Source organism: Jiangella aurantiaca, from assembly GCF_004349105.1.
In the GTDB taxonomy this organism is placed as follows: domain Bacteria; phylum Actinomycetota; class Actinomycetes; order Jiangellales; family Jiangellaceae; genus Jiangella; species Jiangella aurantiaca.
This window is the reverse complement of the sequence record NZ_SMLB01000020.1, coordinates 1-26,363: the sequence shown is the minus strand read 5'-3', so window position 1 is coordinate 26,363 and position 26,363 is coordinate 1. Positions and strand designations below refer to the sequence as shown.

The window sequence follows — 26,363 nt, the reverse complement described above, 5'->3', positions numbered from 1 at the left end:
TGCTTCCGGATTGCGGGAGAGTTGTCGTGCCGGTCGATGCGAGCCCGACGGCGCGGGCGCTGCTGACGCTCGAGCTGATCCAGGGTGCGCCCGGCATCACGGCCGACCGGCTCGCTGACAAGCTCGGCGTCACCGAGCGGGCCGCCCGCCGCTACGTCGGCATCCTGCGCGAGGCCGGTCTGCCGATCGAGTCGATCCGCGGGCCATACGGCGGGTACCGGCTCGGCCGCGGCGTCCGGCTGCCGCCGCTGCTGTTCAGCGCCGCCGAGGTGCTCGGCCTGGTCATGGCCGTCCTCGACGGTCACCACGACGCCTCCGACGCCACGGACCCCGTGGGCAGCGCGCTGGGCAAGCTGCTCCGCGCGCTGCCCGAGCCGATCGCCGAGCAGGCCGAGGCGGTCCGCCGCACGACGGCACCGGCGCCGGACCGCGCGGCCGCCCGCCCCTCGCCGGAGCTCGCGACGGCGCTGGTCCAGGCCTGCGCGGACCGCCGCATGGTGCACCTCGGCTACCGGTCCGAGGCCGGCTCCGAATGGTCCGCCGACGTCGAGCCCTGGGCCGTCGTCGTCCGGCACGGCCGCTGGTACCTGCTGTGCTGGTCGCCCGGCTCCGCCGCGCGGCGCGCCTACCGCATCGACCGCGTCACGTCGGTGTCCGTGCTGGCGGCGTCGTTCTCGCCGCCGCCCGAGCTGGACGCCGTCGCCGAACTCGAGGCGCATCTGGCGAAGGGCTGGGAGTTCGACACCGAGGTGATCATCGAGGGGCCGCTGGAGAAGGTGCGGCCGTGCGTGCCGCCCATGCTCGGGACGCTCGAGGCGCTCGACGCCGAGACGACGAGGTTGACCGGCAGCACCAGCAACCCCTGGTGGTACGCCGAGCAGCTGGCCAGGCTGCCGGTCCCGTTCCGCATCCTCAAGTGCGTCGAGCTCCAGCACACCGCTCGCGTCGTCGGCCAGCGCCTCGTCGACGCCGCGGGCGAGGAGTAGCCGGCCAAATCCTCTGTCGAGATGCCAGGAATTGGCGCCCTTGGGCGTCAGCCGCAACGCGCGTCCTCCCTCAGCAGCTTCATGAACGGTCAGGAACGCGCCGTGTAGTACGTGCCGCGTCGCTGCCCGTGCCGTTCGATTTCACCAGACTCCACCATCGAGGTGAGGAGCGCCAACACGCGATCACGTTCGAGCCCGGTGCGCTCCCTGACCGCTTCGTTCGTCACCGGCCCTTCCTGTGTCATCGAACGAACCAGGGCGCGCAACTCGTCATCTGCAAGTTGCAGTCCTGCCGGTGGTCCGAGCTCCTTTGCAAGAAGATAGGCAGCGCCGCCTCGCTGCCCTGTCTGACGGAGGTATCCCTGATTCCGGAGACGATGGAGTGCCGCCCTGGCATGCACACTATCCACGCCCAACAGTGCACGGGCAGACGTGTTCGTGAGCACCACGCCGCGTGCAGCATGCAACAGTAGGACCCTGTCATGCTTACGGAGGTGACCTCTCTGCTCGACCTCCGCGATCCAGGCACGTTCACGTGCGGTAACGGTGCTTCGCAACCAGAGGATCACCTGTACGTGCGCATCATCAGCCGTGAACTCCGGCGGCTCGAGGAGCGCCGCCTCCATGGAGTCCTGCATGACGTCGACTCCCATGCCGGCATCCTCGGCGAGTCGAAACCGACGTAGAACCTTGATGACGTGGACGTTGCGGGCTGCGTTCTGCTCGCGGATATTGGCGAGCGTTACTGGCTCCGGCAGACCGCCCGGGGAGCGGACGACGATGCGGTCGGGGCGGATCTCGACCCGGACGGGCTGTCGAGAGTTCTCATAGGTCCGGTGGGCGATCGCATTCGCAATGGCCTCACGAAGTACGGCTTCGGGAACTCGGGGAAGCTCGTGTCGGTGCAGGCCCAGGACGACGACGTCCGAGCCTAGTTCGTCCATCAGCGCCGTCGTCGTTCGTGCGACCTGCTGGTCGAGTGGACCATCGATCTCGAAGCGTCTGTCGTAGACGTCGCTGATGTCGCGGTAGCGGAACACCTCAACATAGGACTTGCCGAGGACGTCGGCCGGTCGACGCAGCAGATAGAGCGCGCCAGCAACAGTGAGGCGGGCGGAGTCGCCATATCCGCTGACCAGCCCCTGGTCGACCAGACGCTCAGCCACGTTCTCGGGATTCCATCCGTAAGCAAAACTCAGCCGTTCGACGAGCTCCGAGTCTGCATCGGCGAGTTTGACGTCGAGTTCGGTGGTCTCGAAGCGGGACAGGGCATGCTCAGCCACGAACCTGCTCAGCTCCGTCCCGAACAGCGCGGTGTTCATAGCTCCGCGACGAACCAGGATTCGCCCGTCGCGCAGCTGCGTAAACCCCTCGCGCCGTTTGCTGACGGCGATGACTAGGACGCGCTTGTCCCCGACGAGCAGTTCGTGTATCTCGTAGCGGCCCGGATCATGAATCGTACTGACCAGCCGGTGGATCCTTGCCTGCATCTCACCGTCCGTCGAGATCCCCAGCGGCACTCCGTCGTCGCTCACACCTGCAAGCAGGACGCCCCCGTCAGTGTTGGAGAAGGCCGTGATCGCCTCAGCGACGCGGTCAGCAGAGACACCTTGCTTGAACTCGATGTAGGCACCCTCAGCAGGGAACGCGCCCGCGAACTCCTGGAAGCTCATCAGCATGGGCAGACTGCCGGGCCCACGCTCGTGGAAGATCGGATATGCCAAACTTCTCATCCCTCCAGACGGCCCGTGAGAAGTTTGGCATAACTCACCGCGCCGAGGTCGGACCGGCGCACGCACGGGTAGGCGGGGGCTCTACTCGTCTGCCTACCAACGAGGCCGTATATCAGGGTTCGTCGGGGTTCTCCAGCGCAGCGGCCACCGCAGCGAACTCTTCCAGCGCGGCGGTCAGGTCCTCGACGATCTCACGAGCGATGATGTTTGGTGCTGGGAGGTTGTCGAGGTCCTCGAGGGACTCGTCGCGCAGCCACGTGATGTCAAGGTTGACCTTGTCGCGGGCGATCAGATCGTCGTAGGCGAATGCTTTGAACCGTTCGGTCTCCACGCGCTCGTCGCGCGGCTTCCCCGGGGCGGCGCAATCTAGGAAGTCGTCGAGGTGCGCACGTGTCAGCGGATTCTGCTTCAGCGTGAAGTGCTGGTTGGTGCGTAGGTCGTACACCCAGAGCTTGCTTGTCCACGGCGATTCTGAGGCTGGCCTCTTGTCGAAGAACAGCACGTTGGCCTTGACACCCTGGGCGTAGAACACGCCCGTCGGCAGGCGCAGCAGGGTATGCAGGTCGAAGTCGTTCAAGAGCCGTCGGCGCAGCGTCTCCCCGGCGCCGCCCTCGAACAGCACGTTGTCCGGCAGCACCACAGCCGCTCGTCCGTTGATATCCAGGATCGTCATGATGTGCTGCAGGAAGTTGAGCTGCTTGTTGCTCGTCGTGACGACGAAGTCCTGACGTTCGATCTCGCGCTCCTCGCGGACCTCCTTGCCGTCAGCGCCGACCATCGTGATCGAGGACTTGGTGCCGAACGGCGGGTTGGCGAGTACCACAGACCATCGTCGGCCAGGGTCGGCGATCAGTGCGTCTTTGACCTCGATCAGCGATGCGCCGTTGGCGTCTCCGATGCCGTGTAGCAGCAGGTTCATCGCCGCCAGTCGAGCGGTGCCATCCACAAGCTCGACGCCATGCACAAACGTATCGCGCAGATGGTCCCGCTCCGGCGGCGTCATCGATCCGGCGTCACGGGAGGCGTACTCGTGCGCCATCAGGAGGAAACCGCCGGTGCCGCACGCCGGGTCGACAACCGAATCTCTCACCGTGGGCCGCACGACGTCGACCATTGCGGAGATGATCGACCGCGGCGTGAAGTACTGGCCCGCCCCGGAACCCTTGTCCGAGGCGCCCTTGGCGAGCAGCGATTCGTACGCGTCACCGTTGATATCGGTGCCGGACTGCGACCAGTTCTCCTTGTCGATCAGGTCATGGATCAGCCGCTTGAGCTTGGCGGGATCCTGCACGCGGTTCTGCGCCTTGCGGAAGATCGTGCCCAGCGTGCCCGGCTGGCGCCCCAGCCCCTGCAGGATCAGCGTGTACTCCGTCTCCAGTGCCGCACCGTCGGCGTCTAGCAGCCGCCACCACGAGTAGTCCTCGGGCACGATCTGCTCCGGCCTGAGCTTCCTGTTGGCGCGCTCGTGTGCCATTTTAAGGAATAGTAGATACGTCAGTTGTTCGGTGTACTCGATGACGCCGACGCCGTCGTCGCGCAGCACGTTCGCGTACGACCAGAGCTTGTCGACCAGGCGCCGAGCGTCCGTCACAGCGCTACTTCCTTCCGTTCGCGAGGCCGCAGCCTCCCAGATTCCGGTGGGCATTACGCGTCACTCAACGCCGCGGTCCTCCCACTCGCCAAACCTGGTGCCGTCCTCGGTCACCCATGCGGTGCGCCCGTTTGCGGTGCCATGTCCCTGCACGACAGCGGCTGCCGCCGATGGCGACGTGAAAACGTAATCCCGGGTCAGGGTAACGGTCGTACCGCCGGGGTTCACGACAGCATCGGCAACGACCTTCTCGTGGACAGCACTGCGAGCCACATAATGCCTGAGTGTGCTGTGCGACCCACGCGCAGGCTTGTGCATCTCCGCCCGGATCACGGAACCAGCAAGAACGGTGAACTCGCCATCGATCTGCTGAGCATTGGCGTCCACCCCAGCCTTGTTAGTGAAACGGAAGGTCGGACTCACTACCCCGTCGTCCGGCTTTGGGATCGCCTTCTGATCTCTAGTATCACGCAAGGTGAGTTGCCGATCACGGCCGCGGAAGATGTCGACGCCCAGAACCGGCAGGAGGATCCGCACCTGATCGATGAAGTAGTCCATGTCTGACGCGTCGGCCTCGGGCAGATCAGCACCACCCGATGGCTCGTTCCCGTTGGACAGCGGCACTCGCCCGATCGACTTCGCCAGTCGGATCAGCCGCGACTCCAGGTAACGCACGTGGGCAGTCGTGAGGTTGTTGTCCTTCGACGTGATGACGACGACCTCATCCCAGAAATCCTTCTTGGCATCGTGGTGGGTGAGCCGGTTCGCGACGTCGTCGCTCTGCCCGATGTAAGCCCGTCGGCCACCAGTCGCTTCATCCTCGCCGAGCAGAATATAGACACCGACCTTCTTTGCCTCCGCGCGGCCTCGGATTTCGCCGAGCTTCTCGCGCTTGCCCTTCAGGACATGCCCAGTCCAGTTCATGATCTCAGCGGTCATCAACCCACCCGGCGTGCCGTCAACCAGGAACAGCCGGACCTGCTTGCCAGCCATCAGGCCATCACTTCCATCAGCTCTTCACGGTCCACATCGAACGTCGTAGCAGTCAGACGCCCAGAGAAGGCAGCTGTGAGAAGAGCGCGTCGGAGCCAGGCTGACCGGCGGACGGTGTGCTCCAGGGACGACTCAAGTGCGCTGATCGACTCCGCCGCCCGAGAAAAAGAAGCGACAACTTCGGACTGTTGATCGGAAACTATGCCGGGCACCTTGATCGAGAGGAGTGCCTTTTGCGAGATGTTGCGCATTGAGTCCTTGGTGCCGGTGGCAATGCCCGAGATTTGGCGTCGGGATCTCGGCGACTGAAGCACCTCATGAAGCCACGCGGCGGAGACACCGGCCTTCGGCACCAGCCTGAGACTCTTGTCGCTAAGCAGAAGGCGGGGTCGGGTCTCACGGACAAGAACGCTAGCGCCGACGTACGCGGCCGTATTCGCACGGCTCACAAGTAAGTCGCCTGCCTTCACCTCATAGCGAGGGTCAGCCTTCTCAGCCGGTATCCGCTTGTTCTCTTCCGGTCGGAATTCGCCCCATGTCATCGCGCTGACCTTGATAATCCCCCACTCGTCAGGTCCGGCCGACGGCGCAGAGCCTCCGAAGGACTTTCCGGCCTCGACTCGATCGACCAGGTCGGCTAGGCTCACATCGTTGGCACGGACTGCGTCCAACACAGCCTGCCGCCATGCCTGACGCAGCGAAGATAGCCGACGCCCTGCAAGTTGAGCATTCCTTATGCCGGCGTCGAGGCGGGATAGGTGGTCCTCCAGCACCTCGACGATCCGCCGCTGCTCCGGCAGGTCAGGCAACGGGATTGGGATGGCACGGATGTTTTTAAGCCCGAGACGAGGCCTGCCGAGCCCGTGCAGGAGGCCCTCTGCCCATTGCCGGGCTTCGGGTCTTTGCAGCGCGTAAAGTACCCATCTGGGGTCTACCGAATCGGAGAGTCGTACTCGGATGCAGTCAGCCTTAACGATGGCTGGCCCGACATGCGCGGGCATTAGGCAGGCGCGCGGCAACGCCTCCCCAAGGGACGCAACAACCAAGTCTCCGGAAACGACCTCGTGCTTCCGCAAGTTTTCGAAGTGCTCCCACGTAATGTGAGCTGGCGAGTCCACGTACACGCCATCACCAATGTTCTGCAGACGTACCACCTGGGGCCCGTCCTCAACGTAGTGGGAACTCTTCAGGTTGGACCCGAACGGGCCATCCGTGATCGATCCCGGTCCGGGCGCTTTGACGTCGTCGAGCGTGACGATGGGCCACGGACTCACGCGGTCAGCTCCTGGTTTAGGGCGTCGAGCAGGTCGCCGGCGGCGTCGCCGAGGTCGCGGAGGACGCCGTCGATGCCGCCCCGCTCCGTGAAGGGCGCTTCGTCGAGATCGTCGGCATCGAGGCCGGCGGAGGAAGCGATCACCGTCGCCATATTGTCGAGCCACCACCTTTGTTGCGCGCTGAATACGACTCCAGCCTGTTCCTGCTGGGCCAGCCAGCCCGCGTAGCGCTCCCTGACCTTCTCCGCGTACGGGACCAACTCGTCGTCGGCATGGAGCGTAAACCGCAGGAGGGAAACCAGGTCGGTGACCTGCGCCTTCGGGTTGTGACGCACACGTCCCACCTCGACCTGCTCGTACGCCGCCCAAATGAGTTCAGGCGTCCACCGATGCGGAGGCCGGGCGATCCGGTCGGCCAACTCCTTCACCTGCTCGAAGGTCACACCTGAGCGCTTCGCCCCGCCGGTCCGGGACTCCTGAAGTACCTGAATGGCAGTGATCTCGTCGCGGTGGTCGTCGAGATACGCCCGCCAGGAGTTGATGACCGCATGAGCCTTGTCGTCGTCGACGACGCCGTAGGCGTCCAGGAGCTGGTCGGGGTTGATCTCGTCGATGATCAGGTCATGCTGGCGGCGCAGCTCCATGATTCGGGTCCGGAGCTCGGGATTCGAGGCGAGTGGTTCGATGGCGGCCTCGATGAGCTCCTCGACGACCTTCTGGCGGAGCTCTGGCGATTCATCGACACTCTGCTCTGCGCACGCGCGGGCGACTGCCTGGGCCTGCAGCTCGGGGTCAACGCCATCGACCAAACAACGCACGATCACCTTCAGGCTTTGCCCTGCGACGGTGTCGAGTTCGGTGCGCTCGGTCGGGATGAGTTGCAGCTCAAGAGCCGACAGGCGCGAGGCAAGAGTGGCGGCCTCACTCTCGGTGATGGTCAGGCTCGCGGCCTTTTTCAGCAACTGCTCCAGAGAGATGGATCTCTCGCGGTTGAGCGGTGGCTCGACGAAGTCGTGATCGGTCACGCCGACGGCGTCCACGATTACGAATCGGGTCTTCGCCCGAGCACTCGGGCTCAAATCAGGGGTAACGGCCTGGAAGTCCGCCGGCGCGATCGAGCGCGCACCACGACCCTTCATCTGCTCGAAGTATTGAGCGCTGCGCACGTCGCGAAGGAAGAACACGCACTCGAGTGGCTTCACGTCCGTGCCGGTCGCAATCATGTCAACCGTCACGGCGATACGCAGCGTGGCGGAGGTCCGGAAGGCCTGCAGCTGTCCCTTGGGATCCTTCGCCTGATAGGTGATCTTGGCGGCGAAGTCGTTGCCCTTGCCGAACACCTGGCGTACTTGGGTGACGACCTCCTCCGCGTGGGCGTCGTCCTTGCAGAAGATCAGCGTCTTGGGCACCGTCGTGCGACCAGGGAAGATCTCCGTGAGCAAACGGTCCCGGAATGTCTCCAGCACCAAACGGATCTGATTGACGTTTGTCACCGCACGGTCCAGCTGGGATTTCTTGTAGTCCAGCGTCTCGTCGATCGCCTCGATGCGCTGGGCCCGGGTACGGCGGTCGACCTTGGGCACGTGCGTGCCTGCCTCGATCGTCGCCCCGCTCTCTGAGATCTCGGTCTTGATCCGGTAGATGTCGAAGTCGACGTTCACCCCGTCCGCAACGGACTCGGTGTACGTGTACTCCGAGACCAGGTTCTGCTGGAAGAACGCGAACGTCTGCTTACCAGGGGTGGCGGTCAACCCGACGACGTGCGCATCGAAGTACTCCAGCACGCCGCGCCACACCCCGTAGATCGAGCGGTGCGCCTCGTCCACGATCACCAAGTCGAACGACTCCGGCGGCATGTGTGGGCTGTACTGCACGGTCACTGGCTCATCGGGCACCCAGTCATCGAGCTGCGGATCGTCACCTTCGGGAGCATCGTTGCCACGCAGCACCGAGTAGACCCGCTGAATAGTGGAGATCACCACATCCGAGCTGGCCAGCATGCCAGCCGCCGCGAGCTTCTGCACCGAGAAGATCTCGGTGAACCGGCGCCCATCGTCCGGGGTCGAGTAGTTCGAGAACTCCCCTGCAGTCTGGTCGGCCAGGTTGTTCCGGTCGACCAGGAACAAGATCCGCTTGAATCCCGCATGCTTCAGCAGTCGGTAGGACAGCGTGACCGCCGCATGGGTCTTGCCTGCACCGGTGGCCATCTGTACCAGTGACCGGTCAAATCGCTGCTCGGCCAACGACCGCTCAGTGTTCGTGATCGCGTCGATCTGCGCGGGCCGCAACCGCTCGACATCCAGCGGCGGCATGACGCGGATCTTGCCCCGCCAGGTCGGCCAAGCCGGGTCCGCGTCAGCGTCACGCAGGATGCGTGACAGCGTCGACGGCTTGGGGAAGCTAAAGATCCTCCGGGCCCGTGGTTCCGGGTCGTATCCGTTGGTGAAGTGCGTCTCCGTACCCGACGCCTCGAAGACGAAGGGCAGCCGATCACCCACCACGTGTGCACGCTTCTGGTGGCGCTCAGGCAGCCCGCCCGCGTACATGGCCGACTGCCACTCCACACCGGAGAGCGTGGTTCCCACCGGCTTGGCCTCGATGACCCCGACCACCTTCTTGTCCACGTACAGCAGGTAGTCCACGCGACCGTGTCCCGCCGCCATTACAACCTCGCGCACCGCGATGCCGTCACCGGCGAACAGGTTAAGGTTCTTGCCATCCTGAACCCGCCATCCCGCGCCCTCGAGCTGAGCGTCGATGAGCACGCGGGCACGTGCTTCGGCCGGCAGGCGATCGGCGGCGTCCGGGCTGGTCATAGTGCTCACGAGTGTAGAGCGCCGGTCGGACACAACCTCGGTACCGCCATATCGACAAGGCCGCCGTGGCGAGTCCGACCGAGATCGTGACAGTGGTGACCTTCTCGAGTGGTTGGCATGATGAGGTCGGGGATCTCACCGCTCGCTGTCGAGGTCGGCCATGAACTGCGCCGGGTAGCGATCGCCGCGGGCCGCGCCCGGCGGGATCAGCGCGTCGATGCGGGCGAGGTCGTCGCCGTCCAGCGTGATTCCGGTGCTACCGATCATCGACGCCACCTGCTCAGCGCGGCGCGGCCCGACGACCGGGACGATGTCGTCGCCCTGGGCCGCGACCCACGCGATAGCCAGCTGCGCCAGCGACGAGCCCTTCGCGTCGGCCATTCCCTGGAGCCGGGCGACGAGCGCGTCGTTGTGCTCACGGTTGGCGCCCTGGAAGCGCGGCTGGATTGCGCGGCCACCGTCGTTCGAGCCGCTGCCGCCGATCAGGCCGCGGGAGAGCACACCGTAGGCGGTGATGCCGATGCCGAGCTCCCGGCAGGTGGCCAGGATCTCGTCCTCGATGCCGCGGCTGAGCAGGGAGTACTCGATCTGCAGGTCGCTGATGGGCGCGACCGCCCCGGCGCGGCGGATCGTCTCGGCGCCGACCTCGCTCAGCCCGATGTGGCGGACGTAGCCCATGTCCACCAGCTCGGCGATCGCGCCGACGGTGTCCTCGATCGGCACGCTGCGGTCCAACCGGGCGGGACGGTAGATGTCGACGTGGTCGGTGCCGAGACGCTGCAGCGAGTACGTGAGCGAGTTCCTGACGGCGGCCGGCCGGCCGTCGAAGCCGGCCGGAAAGCGGCCCGGGGCGAGGACCGCGCCGAATTTCACCGAGAGCACGACATCGTCCCGGTTGCGGTGGCGCAGGGCCCGGGCGATCAGCTGTTCGTTGTGGCCCGCGCCGTAGAAGTCGCCGGTGTCGAGCAGCGTGCCGCCGGCGTCGAGGTAGCTGTGGATGACCCGGACGCTCTGGTCGTCGTCCGTGCGGCCGTAGGCGCCGGACAGGCCCATGCAGCCCATGCCGGGCGAGGTGACAGCGGGTCCGGTGCGGCCGAGGATGCGGGTGTCGAGTGTTGCTGTCGTCATGCGATCCAGCGTCGGCGCGTCCGAGCCACGTGTGCAGGCGCAACGTATCCAGGGACTCGCTCTCCCTGGATACTGTCGCGGCCGGGCCGCACCATGGAGGCGTGATCGATCGCCCCGGACTCGCCGACTTCCTCCGCCGCCGACGCGAAGTGCTGCGCCCGGCCGACGTCGGCCTGCCCGAAGGCGTCCGCCGTCGTACGCCTGGCCTGCGGCGCGAGGAGGTGGCGCAGCTGGCCGGCGTCTCCACCGACCACTATTCACGGCTGGAGCAGGCCCGCGGCTCCGCGCCGTCCGCGGCCGTCGTGGGAGCGCTCGCCCGTGCGTTGCGGTGTGACCTCGACCAGCGCGACCACCTGTTCCATCTGGCCGGCCTGTCCGCGCCGCCGCGGCGGGCCGGGCGCCACATCAGCCCGGGACTGATCAACCTCGCCAGCCGCCTCGACGACGTCCCCGTCTGCATCTACACCGACATCGGCGAGGTGGTGTGGAGGAACGCCCTCCTCGCGGCCCTCATGGGCGAGAAGGACGCCCGCCCGGGTCGCGAGAGCAACACCATCTGGCGCTGGTTCACCGATCCAGCGGTCCGCGACCGATTCCCGGAGGAGGACTGGGCACGCCTGTCCGCGGTCGCCGTGAGCGACCTGCGCTCGACCTACTCGCGCCGCGCCGGCGACCGCGACGTCACCGAACTGGTGCACGACCTACTCGACCGGAGCGCCGAGTTCCGCTCGCTCTGGGAACGCCACGACGTCACGGTGCGCCGCTCCGATATCAAGAACCTGCTGCACCCCGAGGCCGGGCTGGTCCGCCTGCACTGCGAGGTGCTGCTCACCCCCGACGAGGACGTCAAGCTGCTGGCCTTCTTCCCCGTCGAAGGCACCGACGCCGCCGAGAAGCTGGAGCTCGTGCGCGTGATCGGCACCCAGGACTTCACCCTGGAACGTCCCCGCCCCTGGACGCTGTGACGACGTCCAGCCCCAACGGCGTGAGCGAGTGCACCATCGCCTTTCCCCGACGCTGGCTGACGACCAGGCCGGCGCGGCGCAGCGCCGAGGCGTGTGCTGAAGCCGATGACGGGCTGAGCGCCACAGCACGGGCCAACGACGTCGTGGTGTGCTCGTCGACCAGTGTCTGCAGCACGGTGGCGCGCGTGCCTCCGAGTGCGGCCCTCGCGCCGTCGTAACCGGCGTTCGTCTCGGCCAGCCAGATGGCATAGGGAATCGGATAGACGAGCGTGGGTTGGCTCCAGTCCAGAGCGACCCCAGGGCGGGGCCACACGGAAGGCATCACCCGAAGTCCGCGGCCCGACAGATCGACGTCAGCATTCATCGGACCGGCGACCTCGAGGACGCCTGCGCGCCACCGAATCGCCGGATGCAGGCTGTTCAGCATGGTGGCGATGCCCTCTGCCGCGATCTGGCGGGTGCGGTGGCTCAGCTCGGCCGTCACTACGCGGGTGTGGACCGACGACAGCGGCGCCATGACCCGGTCGTGATACGCGCGCATCGCTACTCCCAGCTCGTGCCGCGCCTGTGTCCGGCCCCGGCAGAGGTCCTCGACCCACGCGGACGGCCGGGTTCCCCGCCCCACAGTCACCTCGGCCCGGATCCGTGCCGCGGGCGTCGACTGCACGATGTCGATCGCCTCCTCGAGGTCGTCCACCATCTCCGGTGCCAGGAACAGGGGGACGTCTCCCCGCGCCGGGACGAGCTCCCACAATCGGCCCGCCTGACGGGGGAGCCTGCCCGTCGCCGAGCGCCACATTCGTCGATAGGGATGTCCGACCAGTTGTAGCGCCTGCATGCTGACTGGCAGTTCGCAGAGGCCTGGCGCCGCGAGCCGAGTACGGGCGATGTCCTCGACGCTCATCCGAAGCCGCAGCATGTCTCGCACCCCTGTGACCACATCGATTCGGCGAGAACCGAATCGTTCGCACCTTGGACGCCGCCGCCCTTACGTTCGGCGGGTCGTTGACGGGTGTGCGGTGGCAGCTGGTCGCGCCGCGCCCACCGCCACTGAAACAGTAGCTGAGGAGGCCGAAGCCATGCGATTGATCAGTGCCGCGCTCGCGCTGGGCGGAGTTGCCCTCGTCTCGCTCCCCGCGGTCGCCGCCGCTGACACGCCGGCGAACCCGAACTGCCTAGGGGTGGTCACGGCGCAGCGAGCGGTGGCTCACCACGATCTCGGTGACCATGCGTCCTCGCAGGAGGAGCCTCGTCTGGGCCTGGGCAATGTCACTCGTCTGATCCTTGGAGAGGACGCCCACATCGGTGACTTCGGAGCGTTCCTCGGGGAGATCGACGGCGACGACGCCACCCACTGCCCGTAGACCAGCCGACCACACCGGCGCACAGCGGCATGAGCTAGTCGCGGTGTTACTGAGCCATGTCGACGAAGCGGCTGTAGTGGCCCTGGAAGGCGACCGTGATGGTGGCAGTGGGGCCGTTACGGTGCTTGGCGACGATGAAGTCGGCCTCGCCAGCGCGCGGCGACTCCTTCTCGTAGGCGTCCTCGCGGTGCAGCAGGATCACCATGTCGGCGTCCTGCTCGATGCTGTTGTGAGTCGCGACGCCGTCGGCGATGAAGTTGTGGGTACCCATGACCGTCGCGTCGTAGACGTCCTGTTCGCCGAGCGGCTCGATGGCGACGACCTCGTCCCAGAGGAGGTCGTTGGTGGCGTACATCTCCAGCTCGGCGCTGCCGAGGATCGCGGCCACCCGGCTCAGGCGTTCCCGGCTGGGCGCATGCTTCCACATCGCGCTGCCGCCGAACTTGGTGTTCATGGCGGCAGCGAACGCGTGCTGCGACATGCCCTGCTCGGCCAGGATCGTGCGAACGTCCTGCCAGACTTCGCGCGGCACGGTGTCGACGTTGGCGTTCGAGGTACCGGCCTCCAGTGCGGCCAGCAGGCGGGCGCATCCCGCCGACCGGGCACCGTGGCAGCCGATCTCGCGCAGGAACCGCAGCTGCTCGTCGCGACCGGAGACGTCGAGTGTGTACTGCGGCCGGTAGCCCGCCTTGGGCGTCACGGTACGGAGGCGGGTCGAGATGCCGTAGCGCAACAGCAGCCGCGAGACGCCGTCCAGGAGGCGCCGGCTGGTGGAGGCGAAGTAGATGCGCCCGGATCGGCCGTTGCGGTTCACCGTCACGGAGCCGTCGGTGGCCCACAGGTGGCGCAGGAACATCGTGATCTGCGCCTTCGGCAGGCTGAAGACCGCGTCGGGAACGAACGTCTCATATGAGCGCAGTCCGAACAGCCCGAGCCCGTCGAGCCAGGCGGCGATCGGGTTCCGACGGCCACGGGCCAGCCGGTAGGGCGCAGGCATCCGCAGCGTCGTCACCCGCGCGGCCGCGTAGTCGTCACGGATGGCGGTGATGCCGAAGTGCCGCGCCGCCTCGGTGACCGCCACCAGGTTCTCCTCGTCGACTGACGCGTAGCGGATCGGCTGGCGCCGTATGAACGAGCCGTCGCCGATGAGGTGCGCGAGCATCACCACCTCGGCGTCGGCCCACTGCTGGGTCACCAGCGGTGCAGGCACGTGCCGCGGCACGGCCAGCCGGGCGCCCACCGGGAGCTCGCCCAACGGCCGCCACCCGTCGTAGGTCAGGAACGGGTGATTCGCCGTCGCGTCGATCTGCTTGCCCGAGGCGAGCCGGAGCCGGAACGTCTCTTTGCGACCGCTCGGGAACGCGTGCGTCATGGTGCGCGGGACGTACCGGAGGCTGTCGTCGAGACTCCAGACCGGGACGTCGCGCGCCCCCGACGCGAGCAGCTCCCCGATGGTGATCTCCGCACCGGTGTCGGCCCGCATGATCCGGGTCGATGCCGGGAGGCAGCCGGACTCGCGCAGGTCGGACAGCATCGGTTTCTTGTCCTGCCTTTGTTCCGGACCACGGTTCAGCTGGCTCATCGCGATCACCGGGACCTCGAGCTCCTTCGCCAGCAGCTTCAGCGCCCGGGAGAACTCCGCGACCTCCTGCTGACGGCTCTCGACGCGCTTGCCGCTGGTCATCAGCTGCAGGTAGTCGATGATGACGAGCCTGAGATCGCTGCGCTGCTTGAGCCGCCGGCACTTGGCCCGGATCTCCATCATCGTCATGTTCGGCGAGTCGTCGATGAACAGCGGCGCGCTGGAGACTTCGCCGGTGCTACGGGCGATGCGGTTCCAGTCGTCGTCGGTCATCTGGCCGGAGCGCATGTGGTGCAGCGGGACCTTGGCCTCGGCGGAGAGCAGCCGCATGGTGATCTCGTTGCGGCCCATCTCCAGCGAGAAGATGACCGAGGTCAGCCCATTCTTGATGGACGCCGCCCGAGCAAGATCGAGGCCGAGCGTCGACTTGCCGACGGCCGGTCGAGCGGCCAGGATCACCAGCTGACCAGGGTGAAGGCCGTTCGTAAGCGAGTCGAGGTCGGTGAAGCCGGTGGGGACGCCGACCATCTGGCCGCCGCGGGAGCCGATGGCCTCGATCTCGTCGAGCGTGCCCTCCATGATCTCCGAGAGTGGGTGGTAGTCCTCGGAGGCCCGCTTCTCGGTGACGGCGTAGACCTCGGCCTGGGCGCGGTCGACGATGGCGTCTGCGTCGCCGTCGTCGCTGTAGCCGAGTTGGACGATGCGGGTGCCGGCCTCGACGAGGCGGCGCAGGATGGCCCGCTCGCGCACGATCTCGGCGTAGAACCCGGCGTTGGCGGCCGACGGCACGGAGGAGACCAGGGTGTGCAGGTACGGCGCGCCGCCGACCCGGCCGAGCTCGCCGCGCTTCTGCAGCTGGGCGGCGACGGTGACGGCGTCAGCGGGCTCGCCGCGGCCGTAGAGGTCGATGATCGCCTCGTAGACGGCCTCGTGCGCCGGACGGTAGAAGTCGTTGCCGCGGATGATCTCGACGACGTCGGCGATGGCGTCCTTGGACAGCAGCATGCCCCCGAGCACCGACTGCTCGGCGGCGACGTCCTGCGGCGGCGTACGGCCGTAGTCAGCAGGCGCCTCCTCCCGGCGATCGGGCAGCTCAGCGACGCTCACGCGACCCCCTCAGGCACCGGCTGGTCCATACATACGTTCTAACAGCCGCCACCGACATTCCTCGCCAGGCAAGCACTCCCCGACTGCTGTGTCGCGAACCTACGGCCCGCCTTGGCGCGTCGCCAAGCCCGTGATCCACAGGCGCTGTGGACGGCCTGTGGAGGCGCCCCGTAAACGATCATCCCCAACTGTGGACAACCCTGGGGACGGCGACCCGGCGAGCTGTTCACAACCCGGACGTCGCCCCAGTTCACCCCCGAAATTCGTCATCCACGGGGTGTGGACGGAGATCCACAGGCCAAGATTCTCAGATGGCGAGACGCCCGTCACGCGATGACAGGTGTCACCCCTACCGTCGGTGCTGCCATGAAGCGACATCCGTTCCGCCGGCACCCGGCCGACGGCGAGATCCTGCGGCTCGCGCTGCCCGCCCTGGGCGCGCTGGTCGCCGAGCCGCTGTTCCTGCTCACCGACTCCGCCATCATCGGCCACCTCGGCACGCCCGAGCTGGCCGGGCTGGGCATCGCGTCGACGGTGCTCGCGACGCTGGTGAATGTGTCGATCTTCCTCGCCTACGGGACGACGGCGGCGGTGGCCCGGATGCTGGGCGCGGGCGACCACGCGGGCGCCCTGCGCTCCGGCATCGACGGCTGCTGGCTGGCCGTCCTGATCGGCGTCGCCACCCTGGCGGCCGGCTGGCCGCTGACGCCCTGGGTGGTGTCGCTGTTCGGGCCCGGCGACGACGTGGCCGGGCACGCCGAGACGTATCTGCGCATCAGCTTCCTCGGCATCCCGTCGATGCTGCTCGTCCTCGCCGCCACCGGCGTGCTGCGCGGCCTGCAGGACACGAAGACCCCGCTGTACGTCGCGGTGACCGGGGCCGTGGCTAACGTCGCCCTCAACGTCGTGCTGGTGTACGGGCTCGACCTGGGCATCGGCGGCTCGGCGCTGGGCACGGTCCTCGCCCAGACCGGCATGGCCGCAGTCTTCGTCCGGGTCGTGGTGCGCGGCGCCCGGCGCGACGGGGTGAGCGTCCGGCCGGACGCTCGCGGCGTCGCGCAGGCGTTCGGCGCCGGCATACCGCTGATCGTGCGGACGGTCGCGATGCGGGTCGCTCTCATCGTCATCACCGTGGTGGCGGCCGGGCTGGGGACGGCCGAGCTGGCCGCGCACCAGGTGGCCTTCACGACGTGGACGCTGCTGGCGCTGATCCTCGACGCGGTCGCGATCGCGGCCCAGGCGCTGGTCGGCCGTGCGCTCGGCGCCGGCGACGCGGACGGCGCGCGGTCGATCACGCGGCGCATGGTCCAGTGGGGGGTGCTGTCCGGGTTCGCGCTCGCTCTCGTCCTGCTGGCGGTCGGCAACGGCTACGCCCGGCTGTTCACACCGGACGCCGAGGTGCGGACGCTGCTGTTCGCCGCGCTGGTCGTGGCCGCGGCGATGCAGCCGATCGCCGGCTGGGTGTTCGTGCTCGACGGCGTGCTGATCGGCGCCGGCGACGGACGGTACCTGGCGTGGGCGTCGGTGCTCTCGGTGGCGGCGTTCCTGCCAGCCGCCTGGGCGGTGGCGGTCTCGGACGTGACCGGGCGAGCCGGCTTGATGTGGCTGTGGGGCGCCATCGGCGTCTGGATGCTGGTGCGGCTGGTCACGCTCGCGCTGCGCGAGCGCCAGGACACCTGGATGGTCACCGGCGCCGTTCGCTGACCTCGATACTCCGCCAGTGATCCGATGCCCATTCCCTTGGCCGCGCGGCCTAATCATGAGGTTTTCTGGTGCATCACCACGCCTGTAATCGTGTTGAGGCTCGGGTGATCCTGGTGATGTACGCGATCCTTGATGATCATCGCTGTCCACAGGCAGCAGGGGGACGGCGAAGGTTGCGACCCCGACGCACGTGAACTCCGCGGACGGCACGTCAACTCGCCCATGGACCGGGCCGACGAGCCTGACTTCCGGGGTCAGGCCCAGCCGCGCTTCGCGGCCTGGAAGCCCAGCTGCAGCCGCGTGTCGGCGCCGGCGGCGTCCATGAGCGCGCGCACCCGGCGCTGCACCGTCCGCAGCGACATGTCCAGCATGTTCGCGATCGCCTGGTCGGTCAGCCCGGCCAGCAGCAGCCCGAAGATCCGGGCGTCCAGCGCGGTGAGCCCCGACGGCGGCCGCTCGGCCAGCGCCCCACCGGCGCCGAGCACCAGCGGCACTGCCTCGTCCCACACCTTCGCGAACAGGGCCATCAACGCGTCCAGCAGCCCGCTCCGGTGCACGAGCAGCGCGCCGATCGCCCGCGACTCGCCGGACACCAGCGGCACCAGGGCGAGCTGCCGGTCGACCACGAGCAGCCGGATCGGCACCTCCGGCGCGACCCGCACCTCCTCGCCGTCGGCCAGCGCGGCCTCGGCGGCGGCCGCGAAGCCGGGCCGGTCGAACGCCGCCCGCTCGAGGACGACGCGGAACCGGACGCCGCGCTGGACGGCGGCCTCCTCGGCGGTGTTCTCCTCGCCGGAGATCGCGACGACCTCGGCCTTCGTCAGCCCCAGCACCTCGGACCGGGCCGACGCCTGCAACTGCATGAACCGCTGCGCCACCGCCTGCGCGCCGTAAACGACGTCGACCACGTCGCCGACGCTGCGATCGGACTCGGTGCGCCGGTACGCCTCCGTCAGCGCGGCGATCTCGACCTCGGCGCGGCGCAGCTCCTCCTGCCGGTCGACGACGAGGGCGGCGAGCGCGACGGACGGCGGCGAGGCGACGTAGTGCTCCGGGCTGGCGCTGGACCGGGCGGCGAGCCCACGGCGCTCCAGCGACGCCAGCGCCGTCGCCGCCTCGCCGGGCCGGACGCCCAGCCGCGCGGCCAGCGCGGCGACGTCGGCGGACGGCACCGCGACCAGCGCGCGATAGGCGGACTCCTCCACCTCACCCAGCCCGAGCACATCGAACACGATGCCTCCTCTGCCCGCGTGTCGTCGCTGGCGGATACCGGCCATGACGCATTCGCGTCACATTGCATTGTCCCGGATCGTGGCAGATTTACGAATGGTCTGTCTCCTCACGAAAGCGGGGCCGTACCGTGCCTCCCCTCCGCCGCATCGCCGCCGCGCTGACGTTCGCGCTGGCCGCGCTCCCCCTCACCAGCCAGACCGCCGCGCCCGCGGACGACCTGCCGGTGACGCCGTTGCCGCAGATCCCCGACGGCGTCGAGGCCGGCGGCGTCCGCACCGTCACGCTGATCACCGGCGACGTCGCCGTGCTGACGTACGGACGAGGCGGGACGCCGGCCGTGCGGGTGCAGTCCGACGACCCCGGCGGCTACGACGTGCGCACGGAGGGCGACGGCGTCTACGTCATCCCGGCGTCGGCCGAGCAGGCGCTGGCCGAGAACCGCGTCGACCGCCAGCTCTTCAACGTCACCGGGCTGGTCGAACAGGGCTTGGACGACGCCTCCACCAGCAGCATCCCGCTGATCGTCACCTATGCCGGCGGCGACGCAGCCTCCCGCGGCGCCGCCCTCCCCACTGGCACCGAACGGACCACCAGCCTGCCGTCGATCGGCGCCGACGCGATCGATGCGGCCAAGGCCGCCACCGAGGCCGTCTGGAACGCCGTCGTGCCGCAGAGGACGACGTTCGGCCGGCAGGTCGAGAAGATCTGGCTGGACGCGAGGGTCGCGCCGGTGCTGGACGAGAGTGTCCCGTACGTCGGCGCGCCGGAGGCCTGGGCGGCCGGGCTCGACGGCACCGGCAGCACGGTCGCCGTCCTCGACACCGGCATCGACGCGGAGCACCCGGACCTCGCTGAAGCCGTCGTCGCCGCCGAGAACTTCACCACCAGCCCCGACGTCACCGACCACGACGGCCACGGCACCCACGTCGCGTCGACGGTGCTCGGTTCCGGCGCCGCGTCCGGCGGCAGCCACCGGGGCGTCGCGCCGGGCGCGGACCTCCTGGTCGGCAAGGTGCTCGGCGACGACGGCTTCGGCGAGCTGTCGTGGATCATCGCCGGGATGGAGTGGGCCGTGGCCCAGGGCGCCGACGTCGTCAACATGAGCCTGGGCAACACCGAGCTGGGCGCCTGCGACGACCCGATGGCGCAGGCGGTCGACGCGCTGTCGGCGGCGTCGGACACGCTGTTCGTCATCGCGGCCGGCAACCTCGGCGGGCCGGCCGAGACCGTCACCAGCCCCGGCTGCGCCGCCAGCGCGCTCACCGTCGCCGCCGTCGATCTCACCGACGCGACGGCGAGCTTCTCCGGCCGTGGCCCGGTGCCGGTGACGCACGCCGTCAAGCCGGACATCGCCGCGCCGGGCGTGGGCATCACCGCCGCCCGCGCCGGCGGCCGCGGCGACGCCGCGTACACGGACCTCAGCGGCACATCGATGGCCACGCCACACGTAGCCGGCGCGGCCGCCGTGGTCCGGCAGGCGCACCCGGACTGGACCGGCGAGCAGGTGAAGGCCGCACTGCAGAGCACGGTGCGCGCCGGCAGCGACGTCGACGTCTACGAGCAGGGCGCCGGCATCCTCGACGTCGCCACGGCCGCGGCCGCCCACCTGAGCGGGCCGGGCACCGTCGACCTCGGCACGCTGGCCTGGCCGCACGACCCGTCCGAGGCCGTCACCACCGGCGTCGTCTACACGAACACCGGCACCGCCGACGTGACGCTGACGTTCGCGCTGGACGCCCGCGGCGAGAACGGCGCCGAGCTGCCGGCGGCGGCGACCGTCCTCGGCGCCACCGAGCTGACCGTCCCGGCCGGCGGCACCGCCGCACTCCCCGTCACGTTCGACCCGTCCGATCTCGACTACGGGCACTACGGCGCCGTCAGCCTCCGGCTGGTCGCGCGGGCCGGCGACGCGACCGTCGTCACCCCGATCGGTGCCTACGTCGAGCCGCAGCATGTCGACGTCACGTTCCGTGTGCTCGGCCGCGACGGCATGCCGGCCAGCGGCCTCAGCACGCTGGACGTGTTCGACCTGGACAGCATCGCGGCGCAGCGGATCGGCCTCGAGGGCACCGACGTCACGCTGCGGCTGCGCGCCGGGACGTACTCCATCGCCGCGACCGTCGCCACCACCGACCCGGAGACGTTCCAGGTCACCGAGGCGGCGTTCCTGGCCGAACCGGAGCTCGAGCTGATCCGCAACCGGACCGTCACGCTCGACGCCCGCCGCGCGCTGCCGGTGCGGGTCCGCACCGACGAGCCGCTGCGGCTGCACAGCGGCAGCGTGTCGTACGCGCGCATCGTCGACAATTGGATCCTCTCCAACACCAGGTACTTCCGCGACGACCTGCGGACGCTGTACCTGGGCCGCATGTCGGACGTGAGCCGAGGCGACTTCGACGTCACGGAGTCGTGGCTCTACACGACGCCGGACGGCGCGGCCGAGCCGGCCGACTACCACCTGGTCTACCCGCACAGGGGCACGATCACGACGCGCGACGTCAACCACCGCGTCCAGCGAGACCGGCTGGCCCGCATCGACTCGACCTACCACACACCTGGCGCACCCGACCGGTACACGCAGTACGTCGACGCATACAGCACCCAGCGCGAGGCCTACGTCCCGCTCGGCGACGTCGTGCAGTTCCCGGCGCCCGGTACCCGGACGGCGTACGTGACCGCCGACGTGCCGGTGCGGCAGACCGTGGTGCACCCCGACGGCACGCAGTGGTACTGGGGCACGCCGATGTCGTCGGCGACCCGGCCGCTGGAGCCGGGCAGCCGCACCGCGGAGACCTGGTACGGCGCCGGCCTGCGGCCCGCAATCCCGGGCGGTGCCCATGGCCGGTACGACCCGACCGGCCGGGCCGGGAACGTCATCTGGGCGAACCTCCCGGCGTGGGCCGACAGCCAGCCCGGCCACTACGCGTGGAACGGCCTGAACGACCTCGGCAGCACCGAGCTGTTCGCCGACGGCCAGTCGCTGGGCCGGTGGGGGTTCTACGGCCAGGGCCAGTGGGACGTGCCGGCCGCCGAGACCGAGTTCGAGCTGGTCTACGACCTCGTCCGGTTCGACCGCAGCTTCTCGACCTGGACCTCACCGCTGTTCACGCAGACCAGCTGGCGGTTCACGTCGTCGGCGCGGGAGGACGGCGGCGCGCTGCCGCTGCTGTTCCCCGCCTACGACCTCGACGTCGATGCCCAGAACCGGGCGGCGGCGGTGAACGGCTACCGCGTCGAGGTCGGCGTCGAGGCGACACCGTCGTACGCGCGGGGCGCGCTCACCGCGGTAGCCGCCTGGGTCTCCTACGACGACGGCCAGACGTGGACGGAGGTGCCCGCGGCACTCGACGGCGACACCGTCGTCGCGACGGTCGACAACCGGCCGGCCGCCGGCGGTCACGTCTCGTTCAAGGTGGAGCTGACAGACGCTAACGGCGTCGGCGTGACCCAGTGGACGCAGCGGCTCTACGGCGTCGTCTGAGGCCGGATGCCAGGCCGCTCGGGATTCGCCTGCGACACTGTCGCGGACAGTGAGCGCAACCCCGAGGGGCCCGACCCGCCATGGAAATACTCACGTTCCCGATCGTCGCGACCTTCTCGGTCCTGACCGCGCTGGTCTTCGGGCTGATCGCCCAGCGGCTGCTCGGCGTCCGGCTCGGGCTGTTCCGGCTGCTGCTGACCGGTGCGTTCGCGCTGTTCGTCGGCCCGCTGATCATGTACGCGCTGCTCGACCAGTTCACCCTGTCGCCGCGCGGGCTCGCCGACCAGAGCGACGGCCCGGTCGCGTTCTGGTTCGCGCTGCTCGCCGGCGTGCTGACGATCCTCGCGTCGATGGTGCTGCTCGTCATCATCGAGGCGTTCGTGCCGATGGGGTCGCTGCCACCGGCGCTGGTGTGGGGCCGTGGGTTGCTCGGCCGGCTGCGGCGGGCCCGGCGGTACTGGCAGATCGTCGGCATCGCGATGCGGCACGGCCTCGGGTCGTACCTGCGCGGCACCCGCGACCGCGCCCTGGACGCGCCGTCGGGCCGGGCGCAGCTGGGCCGGGCGCTGACGAACACGCTCAACGCCGGCGGCGTCACGTTCGTCAAGCTCGGCCAGATCCTGGCGACACGCCGCGACGTGCTGCCGGCCGAGGTGGCCGACGAGTTGGCCCGGCTGCAGGACGACGCCGCTCCGGTGCCCTGGCCGGACGTCGAACGCGTGCTGGTGGCTGAGCTGAACGCCCCGGTCGAGGACGTCTTCGCCGAGTTCGACCGCGAGCCACTGGCGGCAGCGTCCGTCGGCCAGGTGCACCTCGCCCGCCTGCACAGCGGCGCCGAGGTCGTGGTCAAGGTCCAGCGGCCCGGCATCCGGCCGGTGGTCGAACGCGACCTCGACATCGCCGCGCGGCTCGCCGCCCGGCTGGAGTCCGGCACCCGGTGGGGCCGCCGCATGGCCGTCCGCCCGCTGGCCGCCGGCCTGGCCGAGGCGATCCGTGAGGAGCTGGACTACCGCATCGAGGCGGAGAACATCACCGCCGTGGCGACGGCGCCGAGCCGGCAGCCCGACGTCGTCCTGCCCGAGCCGCACCTCGCGCTGTGCACCGAGCGGGTGCTCGTGATGGACCGGCTGCAGGGCACGCCGCTCAACCGCGCCGACGCTGTCATCCGGCGGCGTGACCTCGACCGCGACGCGTTGGCGACGACGCTGCTGGACTGCCTGCTGCGGCAGATCGTCCTCGACGGCATCTTCCACGCCGACCCGCACGGCGGGAACATCTTCCTGCTCGACGACGGCCGGCTCGGCCTGCTCGACTTCGGCTCCGTCGGCCGGTTGGACGGCGCGCTGCGCGACGCCCTGCAGCGGCTGCTCGTCGGCGTCGACCACGGTGACCCGCTCGCCGTCAGCGACGCGCTGCTCGAGCTGGTGCCGCGCCCCGACGAGATCGACGAGCAGCAGCTGGAGCGCGACATCGGCCGGTTCATGGCCAAGCACACGTCCGGGGCGCCCAGCACCGGCGTGCGGATGTTCGGCGACCTGTTCCGGGTGGTCGCCGACCACGGCCTGGCCATCCCGCCCGAGATCGCCGCGGTCTTCCGGGCGCTCGCGACGGCCGAGGGCACGCTGACCCGGCTCACGCCGAGGTTCGACCTGATCGGCGGCGCCCGCGCGCTGGCCAGCGGCTATGTCGAGGAGCAGTACGGGCCGGAGCACCTCAAGCAGGCGGTCGCCGACGAATTGGCGGCGCTGCTGCCGATCCTGCGCCGGCTGCCGCGCCGCGTCGAGCGCATCGCCAGCGCCGCCGAGCACGGACGGCTGGGCCTCAACGTCCGGCTGCTGGCCGACGAGCGCGACCGCGCCGTGCTCACCACGATGCTGCACGAGGTGCTGCTGACGTTCCTGGCCGCCACGACCGGCATCATGGCGGTGCTGCTGATCGGCACCGATGGCGGGCCGCAGCTCACCGACTCCGTCGGCCTGTACGAGCTGATCGGCTACAACATGCTGGTGATCAGCGCGATCCTCGCGCTGCGGGTGCTGGCGCAGATCTTCCGTCGCGGCTGAGCGGCTACTGCTCGTGCTTGCGGGCCAGCGCGGCCTCCAGGCGCTCGACCTTGCCGGTCATCTCACCGGTGTGGCCGGGCCGGATGTCGGCCTTGAGCACCAGGCTGACCCGGTTGCCGTGCCGGCCGACCGCCTCGCAGGCGCGTTTGACGACGTCCATGCACTCGTCCCACTCGCCCTCGATGGTGGTGAACATCGAGTCGGTGCTGTTCGGCAGCCCGGACTCGCGGACGACGGCGACGGCGTCGGCGACCGCTTCGGACACGGACTCGCCGGTGCCGGACGGTGCGACGGAGAAGGCGATGAGCATGCCACGATCGTAGGCCGGTCAGCGGGCGCCGCAGTCGGCGCACCGGCCGCGGCGGCGCAGCCAGTACGCGAGCGTCCCCCAGCCCAGCGTGACCCCCCACAGCGGCCACAGCAGCGCCGGCCCGACGGCGGCCCACTCCGCCGAGATGATCAGGTCCTCGGCGAGGCCGACCTTGATCAGCCCCAGCCCGCCCGACGTCGCGAGCACCGCCACCACCGACGCCGGGGCGACGGCCAGCCCGACGGGAACCCGCCGGCCGCGCAGCACCGGCACCCAGCGGGGGAACACCTCACCCCAGCCCTGCACCAGGCCGAGCGTCAGCACCGTCCCGACCAGCGCGAACGAGGCCAGCCAGGCGCCGGCCCAGAGCGAGCCGCCGGCCCGGGCCTCGGCGTACTGCTGCTCATCCATGCCCATCGGCACGCCGGCGACCCACACCCACCGCGTCGCCGCGTAGAGCGCCGGGATCGCGGCCGCGACGTACACGGCGACCCGGCCCCAGCGCCGCACCGTCGCCACCCGTGACGTCCGGTCCGACCGGCCACACCGGGCGCAGCTCCCCGCGGTCCGCCGCGCATAGGCGACGGTCGCGGCCGCCCAGAGGAACCCACCGACGAGCGCGACCACCTGGTGCACGTGGTCGACGCCCAGCGCCGCGGCGACATCGGCCCGGATCTCCGCATCGAAGGGTGCGCGGAAGACGATCACCGGCAGGTAGCCCACCAACGCCAGCAGCCGGGTGGTCGGCACCACCACCAGCAGGACCGCCGCCAGCGTCCCGCCGAACCCCACCGCGAACCGCCGCCACCAACGCGGCGCCCGGGCGCCGCGCCGGTCACGTGCCATGACGGCGCCAGTGCCGGCGGCGGCCAGCGCGACCGCGGCGAACAACGGCGCGCCGACGTCGGCCGGCACGTCGCCGAGCAGGGCCATCGCGCTGTTGGGATCCGCTGGATCGATCGGGTAGCCGACGCCGGTGAGCGTCCAGCCCAGCGCCGTCAGCCCGTAGCCGAGCGCCCACAGGGTCGCAGCCCACGGCGCCCACTCCGGCCAGCGCCGCAGCACACCACGGCGGACCGGGATCGCCGGAGCCGGCGCCGTCATCGTCGTCTGGTTCATACGTCGACGATCGCCCGCGGACGGCGGTCCGGGCCTCCCGCCATCCGGTGAACCGTATCCCCCACCCGAGGGACCGCCCTTCCCTCACCCGCCAAAGTTGATCTTGGAGTAACCGTGGAGTTGCTGGGTGATATGTCCGATGAATACCCCGGTTACTCCAAGATCAACTTGGGTGTGGGAGGAAGGGTCAGCGGGGGCTGATGAAGCCGGACTCGTAGGCGGCGATGACGGCCTGGGTGCGGTCGCGGACGCCGAGCTTGGTGAGCACGTTGCCGACGTGCGTCTTCACCGTCTCGACGCCGACGACCAGTTCGGCGGCGATCTCGGCGTTGGACAGGCCGGCCGCCATCAGCCGCAGCACCTCGGCCTCGCGTTCGCTCAGCCCGGCACCGGCCAGCGCGTCGCTGCCGTTCGTGCCGTGCGACGCGGCGAGGCTGCGGATGGCGGCCGGGAACAGCAGCGAGTCGCCGCGGGCCACCGTCCGGACCGCCTGCACGATCTGCTCCGGCCGGGCCCGCTTGAGCAGGAACCCGTGCGCACCGGCCCGCAGCGCCTCGTACACGTAGTCGTCGTTCTCGAACGTGGTGACGACGAGGATACGCGGGGGGTCGTCGCGGCGGCTGAGCAGGCGGGTCGCCTGGATGCCGTCGACGGCGGGCATCCGCACGTCCATCAGCACGACGTCCGGGCGGGACCGGCTCACCAGCGGTCCTACCTCGGCGCCGTCGGCCGCCTCGTCGACGACACGCAGGTCGGGCTCGGCGTCGATGATGGCTCGCAGCCCGGCCCGCACCAACGGCTCGTCGTCGACCAGCAGCACGGTGATCCTGTTCCCTTGAGGGCCTCGCGGTTGCTTGGGACCTCGCGGTCGGCCTTGGGGCTCGAGCTCGTCCGTCACCGGCCCTCCCCCGCCC

At 69.4% G+C, this 26,363-nt stretch carries 18 protein-coding genes; 6 read left to right on the top strand and 12 right to left on the bottom strand.

What is annotated here, in order from left to right:
• The first annotated feature begins 26 nt into the window (after positions 1-26).
• On the top strand, positions 27-986 hold the full coding sequence (locus E1262_RS15605; protein WP_132104065.1) for a helix-turn-helix transcriptional regulator: 960 nt from the start codon (positions 27-29) through the stop codon (positions 984-986).
• Positions 987-1,075: 89 nt separating this feature from the next.
• Here the strand turns inward: E1262_RS15605 and E1262_RS15600 are convergent, their stop codons facing one another.
• From E1262_RS15600 to E1262_RS15575, 6 genes are all read right to left on the bottom strand, one after another.
• Positions 1,076-2,665: an ATP-binding protein gene (locus E1262_RS15600; RefSeq protein WP_203453910.1), complete on the bottom strand. Its 1,590-nt coding sequence runs from the start codon at positions 2,663-2,665 to the stop codon at positions 1,076-1,078.
• Between the two features lie 166 nt (positions 2,666-2,831).
• Positions 2,832-4,310, bottom strand: coding sequence for a class I SAM-dependent DNA methyltransferase (locus E1262_RS15595; protein ID WP_203453909.1), 1,479 nt, complete (start codon positions 4,308-4,310; stop codon positions 2,832-2,834).
• Between the two features lie 60 nt (positions 4,311-4,370).
• Positions 4,371-5,303 carry a GIY-YIG nuclease family protein gene (locus E1262_RS15590; RefSeq protein WP_132104062.1) on the bottom strand — a complete coding sequence of 311 codons (933 nt, stop codon included), beginning with the start codon at positions 5,301-5,303 and terminating at the stop codon, positions 4,371-4,373.
• Positions 5,303-6,577, bottom strand: coding sequence for a restriction endonuclease subunit S (locus E1262_RS15585; RefSeq protein ID WP_132104061.1), 1,275 nt, complete (start codon positions 6,575-6,577; stop codon positions 5,303-5,305). Before E1262_RS15585 ends, E1262_RS15590 begins: the two co-directional genes overlap by 1 nt.
• A complete protein-coding gene (locus E1262_RS15580) occupies positions 6,574-9,393 on the bottom strand; it encodes a type I restriction endonuclease subunit R (RefSeq protein WP_132104060.1) in 2,820 nt (939 codons plus the stop codon). The genes E1262_RS15585 and E1262_RS15580 overlap by 4 nt, the downstream gene beginning before the upstream one ends.
• Before the next feature lie 135 nt (positions 9,394-9,528).
• A complete protein-coding gene (locus E1262_RS15575) occupies positions 9,529-10,521 on the bottom strand; it encodes an aldo/keto reductase (RefSeq protein ID WP_203453908.1) in 993 nt (330 codons plus the stop codon).
• Between the two features lie 104 nt (positions 10,522-10,625).
• Between E1262_RS15575 and E1262_RS15570 the strand changes: the two genes are divergently transcribed.
• Entirely contained in the window at positions 10,626-11,486 is an 861-nt protein-coding gene (locus tag E1262_RS15570) for a helix-turn-helix transcriptional regulator (RefSeq protein WP_162605936.1), read from the top strand.
• Here E1262_RS15570 and E1262_RS15565 read toward each other — a convergent pair.
• Positions 11,452-12,405: an ArsR family transcriptional regulator gene (locus E1262_RS15565; RefSeq protein WP_132104058.1), complete on the bottom strand. Its 954-nt coding sequence runs from the start codon at positions 12,403-12,405 to the stop codon at positions 11,452-11,454. The two genes, E1262_RS15570 and E1262_RS15565, sit on opposite strands and share 35 nt — an antisense overlap.
• 160 nt (positions 12,406-12,565) lie before the next feature.
• Here E1262_RS15565 and E1262_RS15560 point away from each other — a divergent pair, with 160 nt between their 5' ends.
• Entirely contained in the window at positions 12,566-12,850 is a 285-nt protein-coding gene (locus E1262_RS15560) for a hypothetical protein (protein WP_132104057.1), read from the top strand.
• Positions 12,851-12,896: 46 nt separating this feature from the next.
• Here E1262_RS15560 and E1262_RS15555 read toward each other — a convergent pair whose 3' ends face one another.
• Positions 12,897-15,539: a replicative DNA helicase gene (locus E1262_RS15555; protein ID WP_203453907.1), complete on the bottom strand. Its 2,643-nt coding sequence runs from the start codon at positions 15,537-15,539 to the stop codon at positions 12,897-12,899.
• A 366-nt stretch (positions 15,540-15,905) separates the two neighbouring features.
• On the opposite strand from E1262_RS15555, the gene E1262_RS15550 reads away from it, so the two are divergent.
• Positions 15,906-17,243 (top strand): MATE family efflux transporter, encoded by a 1,338-nt coding sequence (locus E1262_RS15550; RefSeq protein ID WP_203453906.1) that lies wholly within the window; start codon positions 15,906-15,908, stop codon positions 17,241-17,243.
• Positions 17,244-17,497: 254 nt separating this feature from the next.
• Here the strand turns inward: E1262_RS15550 and E1262_RS15545 are convergent, their stop codons facing one another.
• Complete coding sequence (locus E1262_RS15545) at positions 17,498-18,475, bottom strand: helix-turn-helix domain-containing protein (RefSeq protein WP_132104055.1); 978 nt, start codon at positions 18,473-18,475, stop codon at positions 17,498-17,500.
• A 128-nt stretch (positions 18,476-18,603) separates the two neighbouring features.
• On the opposite strand from E1262_RS15545, the gene E1262_RS15540 reads away from it, so the two are divergent.
• Together E1262_RS15540 and E1262_RS15535 are read left to right on the top strand one after the other, a co-directional pair.
• On the top strand, positions 18,604-21,957 hold the full coding sequence (locus E1262_RS15540) for a S8 family serine peptidase (protein ID WP_132104054.1): 3,354 nt from the start codon (positions 18,604-18,606) through the stop codon (positions 21,955-21,957).
• A gap of 80 nt (positions 21,958-22,037) precedes the next feature.
• Positions 22,038-24,020 (top strand): ABC1 kinase family protein, encoded by a 1,983-nt coding sequence (locus tag E1262_RS15535; protein ID WP_132104053.1) that lies wholly within the window; start codon positions 22,038-22,040, stop codon positions 24,018-24,020.
• A gap of 4 nt (positions 24,021-24,024) precedes the next feature.
• On the opposite strand, the gene E1262_RS15530 is transcribed toward E1262_RS15535, so the two are convergent.
• From E1262_RS15530 to E1262_RS15520, 3 genes are all read right to left on the bottom strand, one after another.
• Positions 24,025-24,330 (bottom strand): thiamine-binding protein, encoded by a 306-nt coding sequence (locus E1262_RS15530; RefSeq protein WP_132104052.1) that lies wholly within the window; start codon positions 24,328-24,330, stop codon positions 24,025-24,027.
• Positions 24,331-24,348: 18 nt separating this feature from the next.
• Positions 24,349-25,449: a hypothetical protein gene (locus E1262_RS15525; protein ID WP_132104051.1), complete on the bottom strand. Its 1,101-nt coding sequence runs from the start codon at positions 25,447-25,449 to the stop codon at positions 24,349-24,351.
• Positions 25,450-25,636: 187 nt separating this feature from the next.
• Positions 25,637-26,275 carry a response regulator gene (locus E1262_RS15520; RefSeq protein ID WP_132104132.1) on the bottom strand — a complete coding sequence of 213 codons (639 nt, stop codon included), beginning with the start codon at positions 26,273-26,275 and terminating at the stop codon, positions 25,637-25,639.
• Positions 26,276-26,363: the final 88 nt, after the last annotated feature.

Coding starts and splice junctions, on each gene's coding strand:
- E1262_RS15535 (WP_132104053.1), top strand. CDS start 22,038: ATGGAAATACTCACGTTCCCGATCGTCGCGACCTTCTCGGTCCTGACC.
- E1262_RS15580 (WP_132104060.1), bottom strand. CDS start 9,393: ATGACCAGCCCGGACGCCGCCGATCGCCTGCCGGCCGAAGCACGTGCC.
- E1262_RS15530 (WP_132104052.1), bottom strand. CDS start 24,330: ATGCTCATCGCCTTCTCCGTCGCACCGTCCGGCACCGGCGAGTCCGTG.
- E1262_RS15560 (WP_132104057.1), top strand. CDS start 12,566: ATGCGATTGATCAGTGCCGCGCTCGCGCTGGGCGGAGTTGCCCTCGTC.
- E1262_RS15600 (WP_203453910.1), bottom strand. CDS start 2,665: ATGCTGATGAGCTTCCAGGAGTTCGCGGGCGCGTTCCCTGCTGAGGGT.
- E1262_RS15565 (WP_132104058.1), bottom strand. CDS start 12,405: ATGCTGCGGCTTCGGATGAGCGTCGAGGACATCGCCCGTACTCGGCTC.
- E1262_RS15550 (WP_203453906.1), top strand. CDS start 15,906: ATGAAGCGACATCCGTTCCGCCGGCACCCGGCCGACGGCGAGATCCTG.
- E1262_RS15525 (WP_132104051.1), bottom strand. CDS start 25,449: ATGAACCAGACGACGATGACGGCGCCGGCTCCGGCGATCCCGGTCCGC.
- E1262_RS15590 (WP_132104062.1), bottom strand. CDS start 5,303: ATGGCTGGCAAGCAGGTCCGGCTGTTCCTGGTTGACGGCACGCCGGGT.
- E1262_RS15575 (WP_203453908.1), bottom strand. CDS start 10,521: ATGACGACAGCAACACTCGACACCCGCATCCTCGGCCGCACCGGACCC.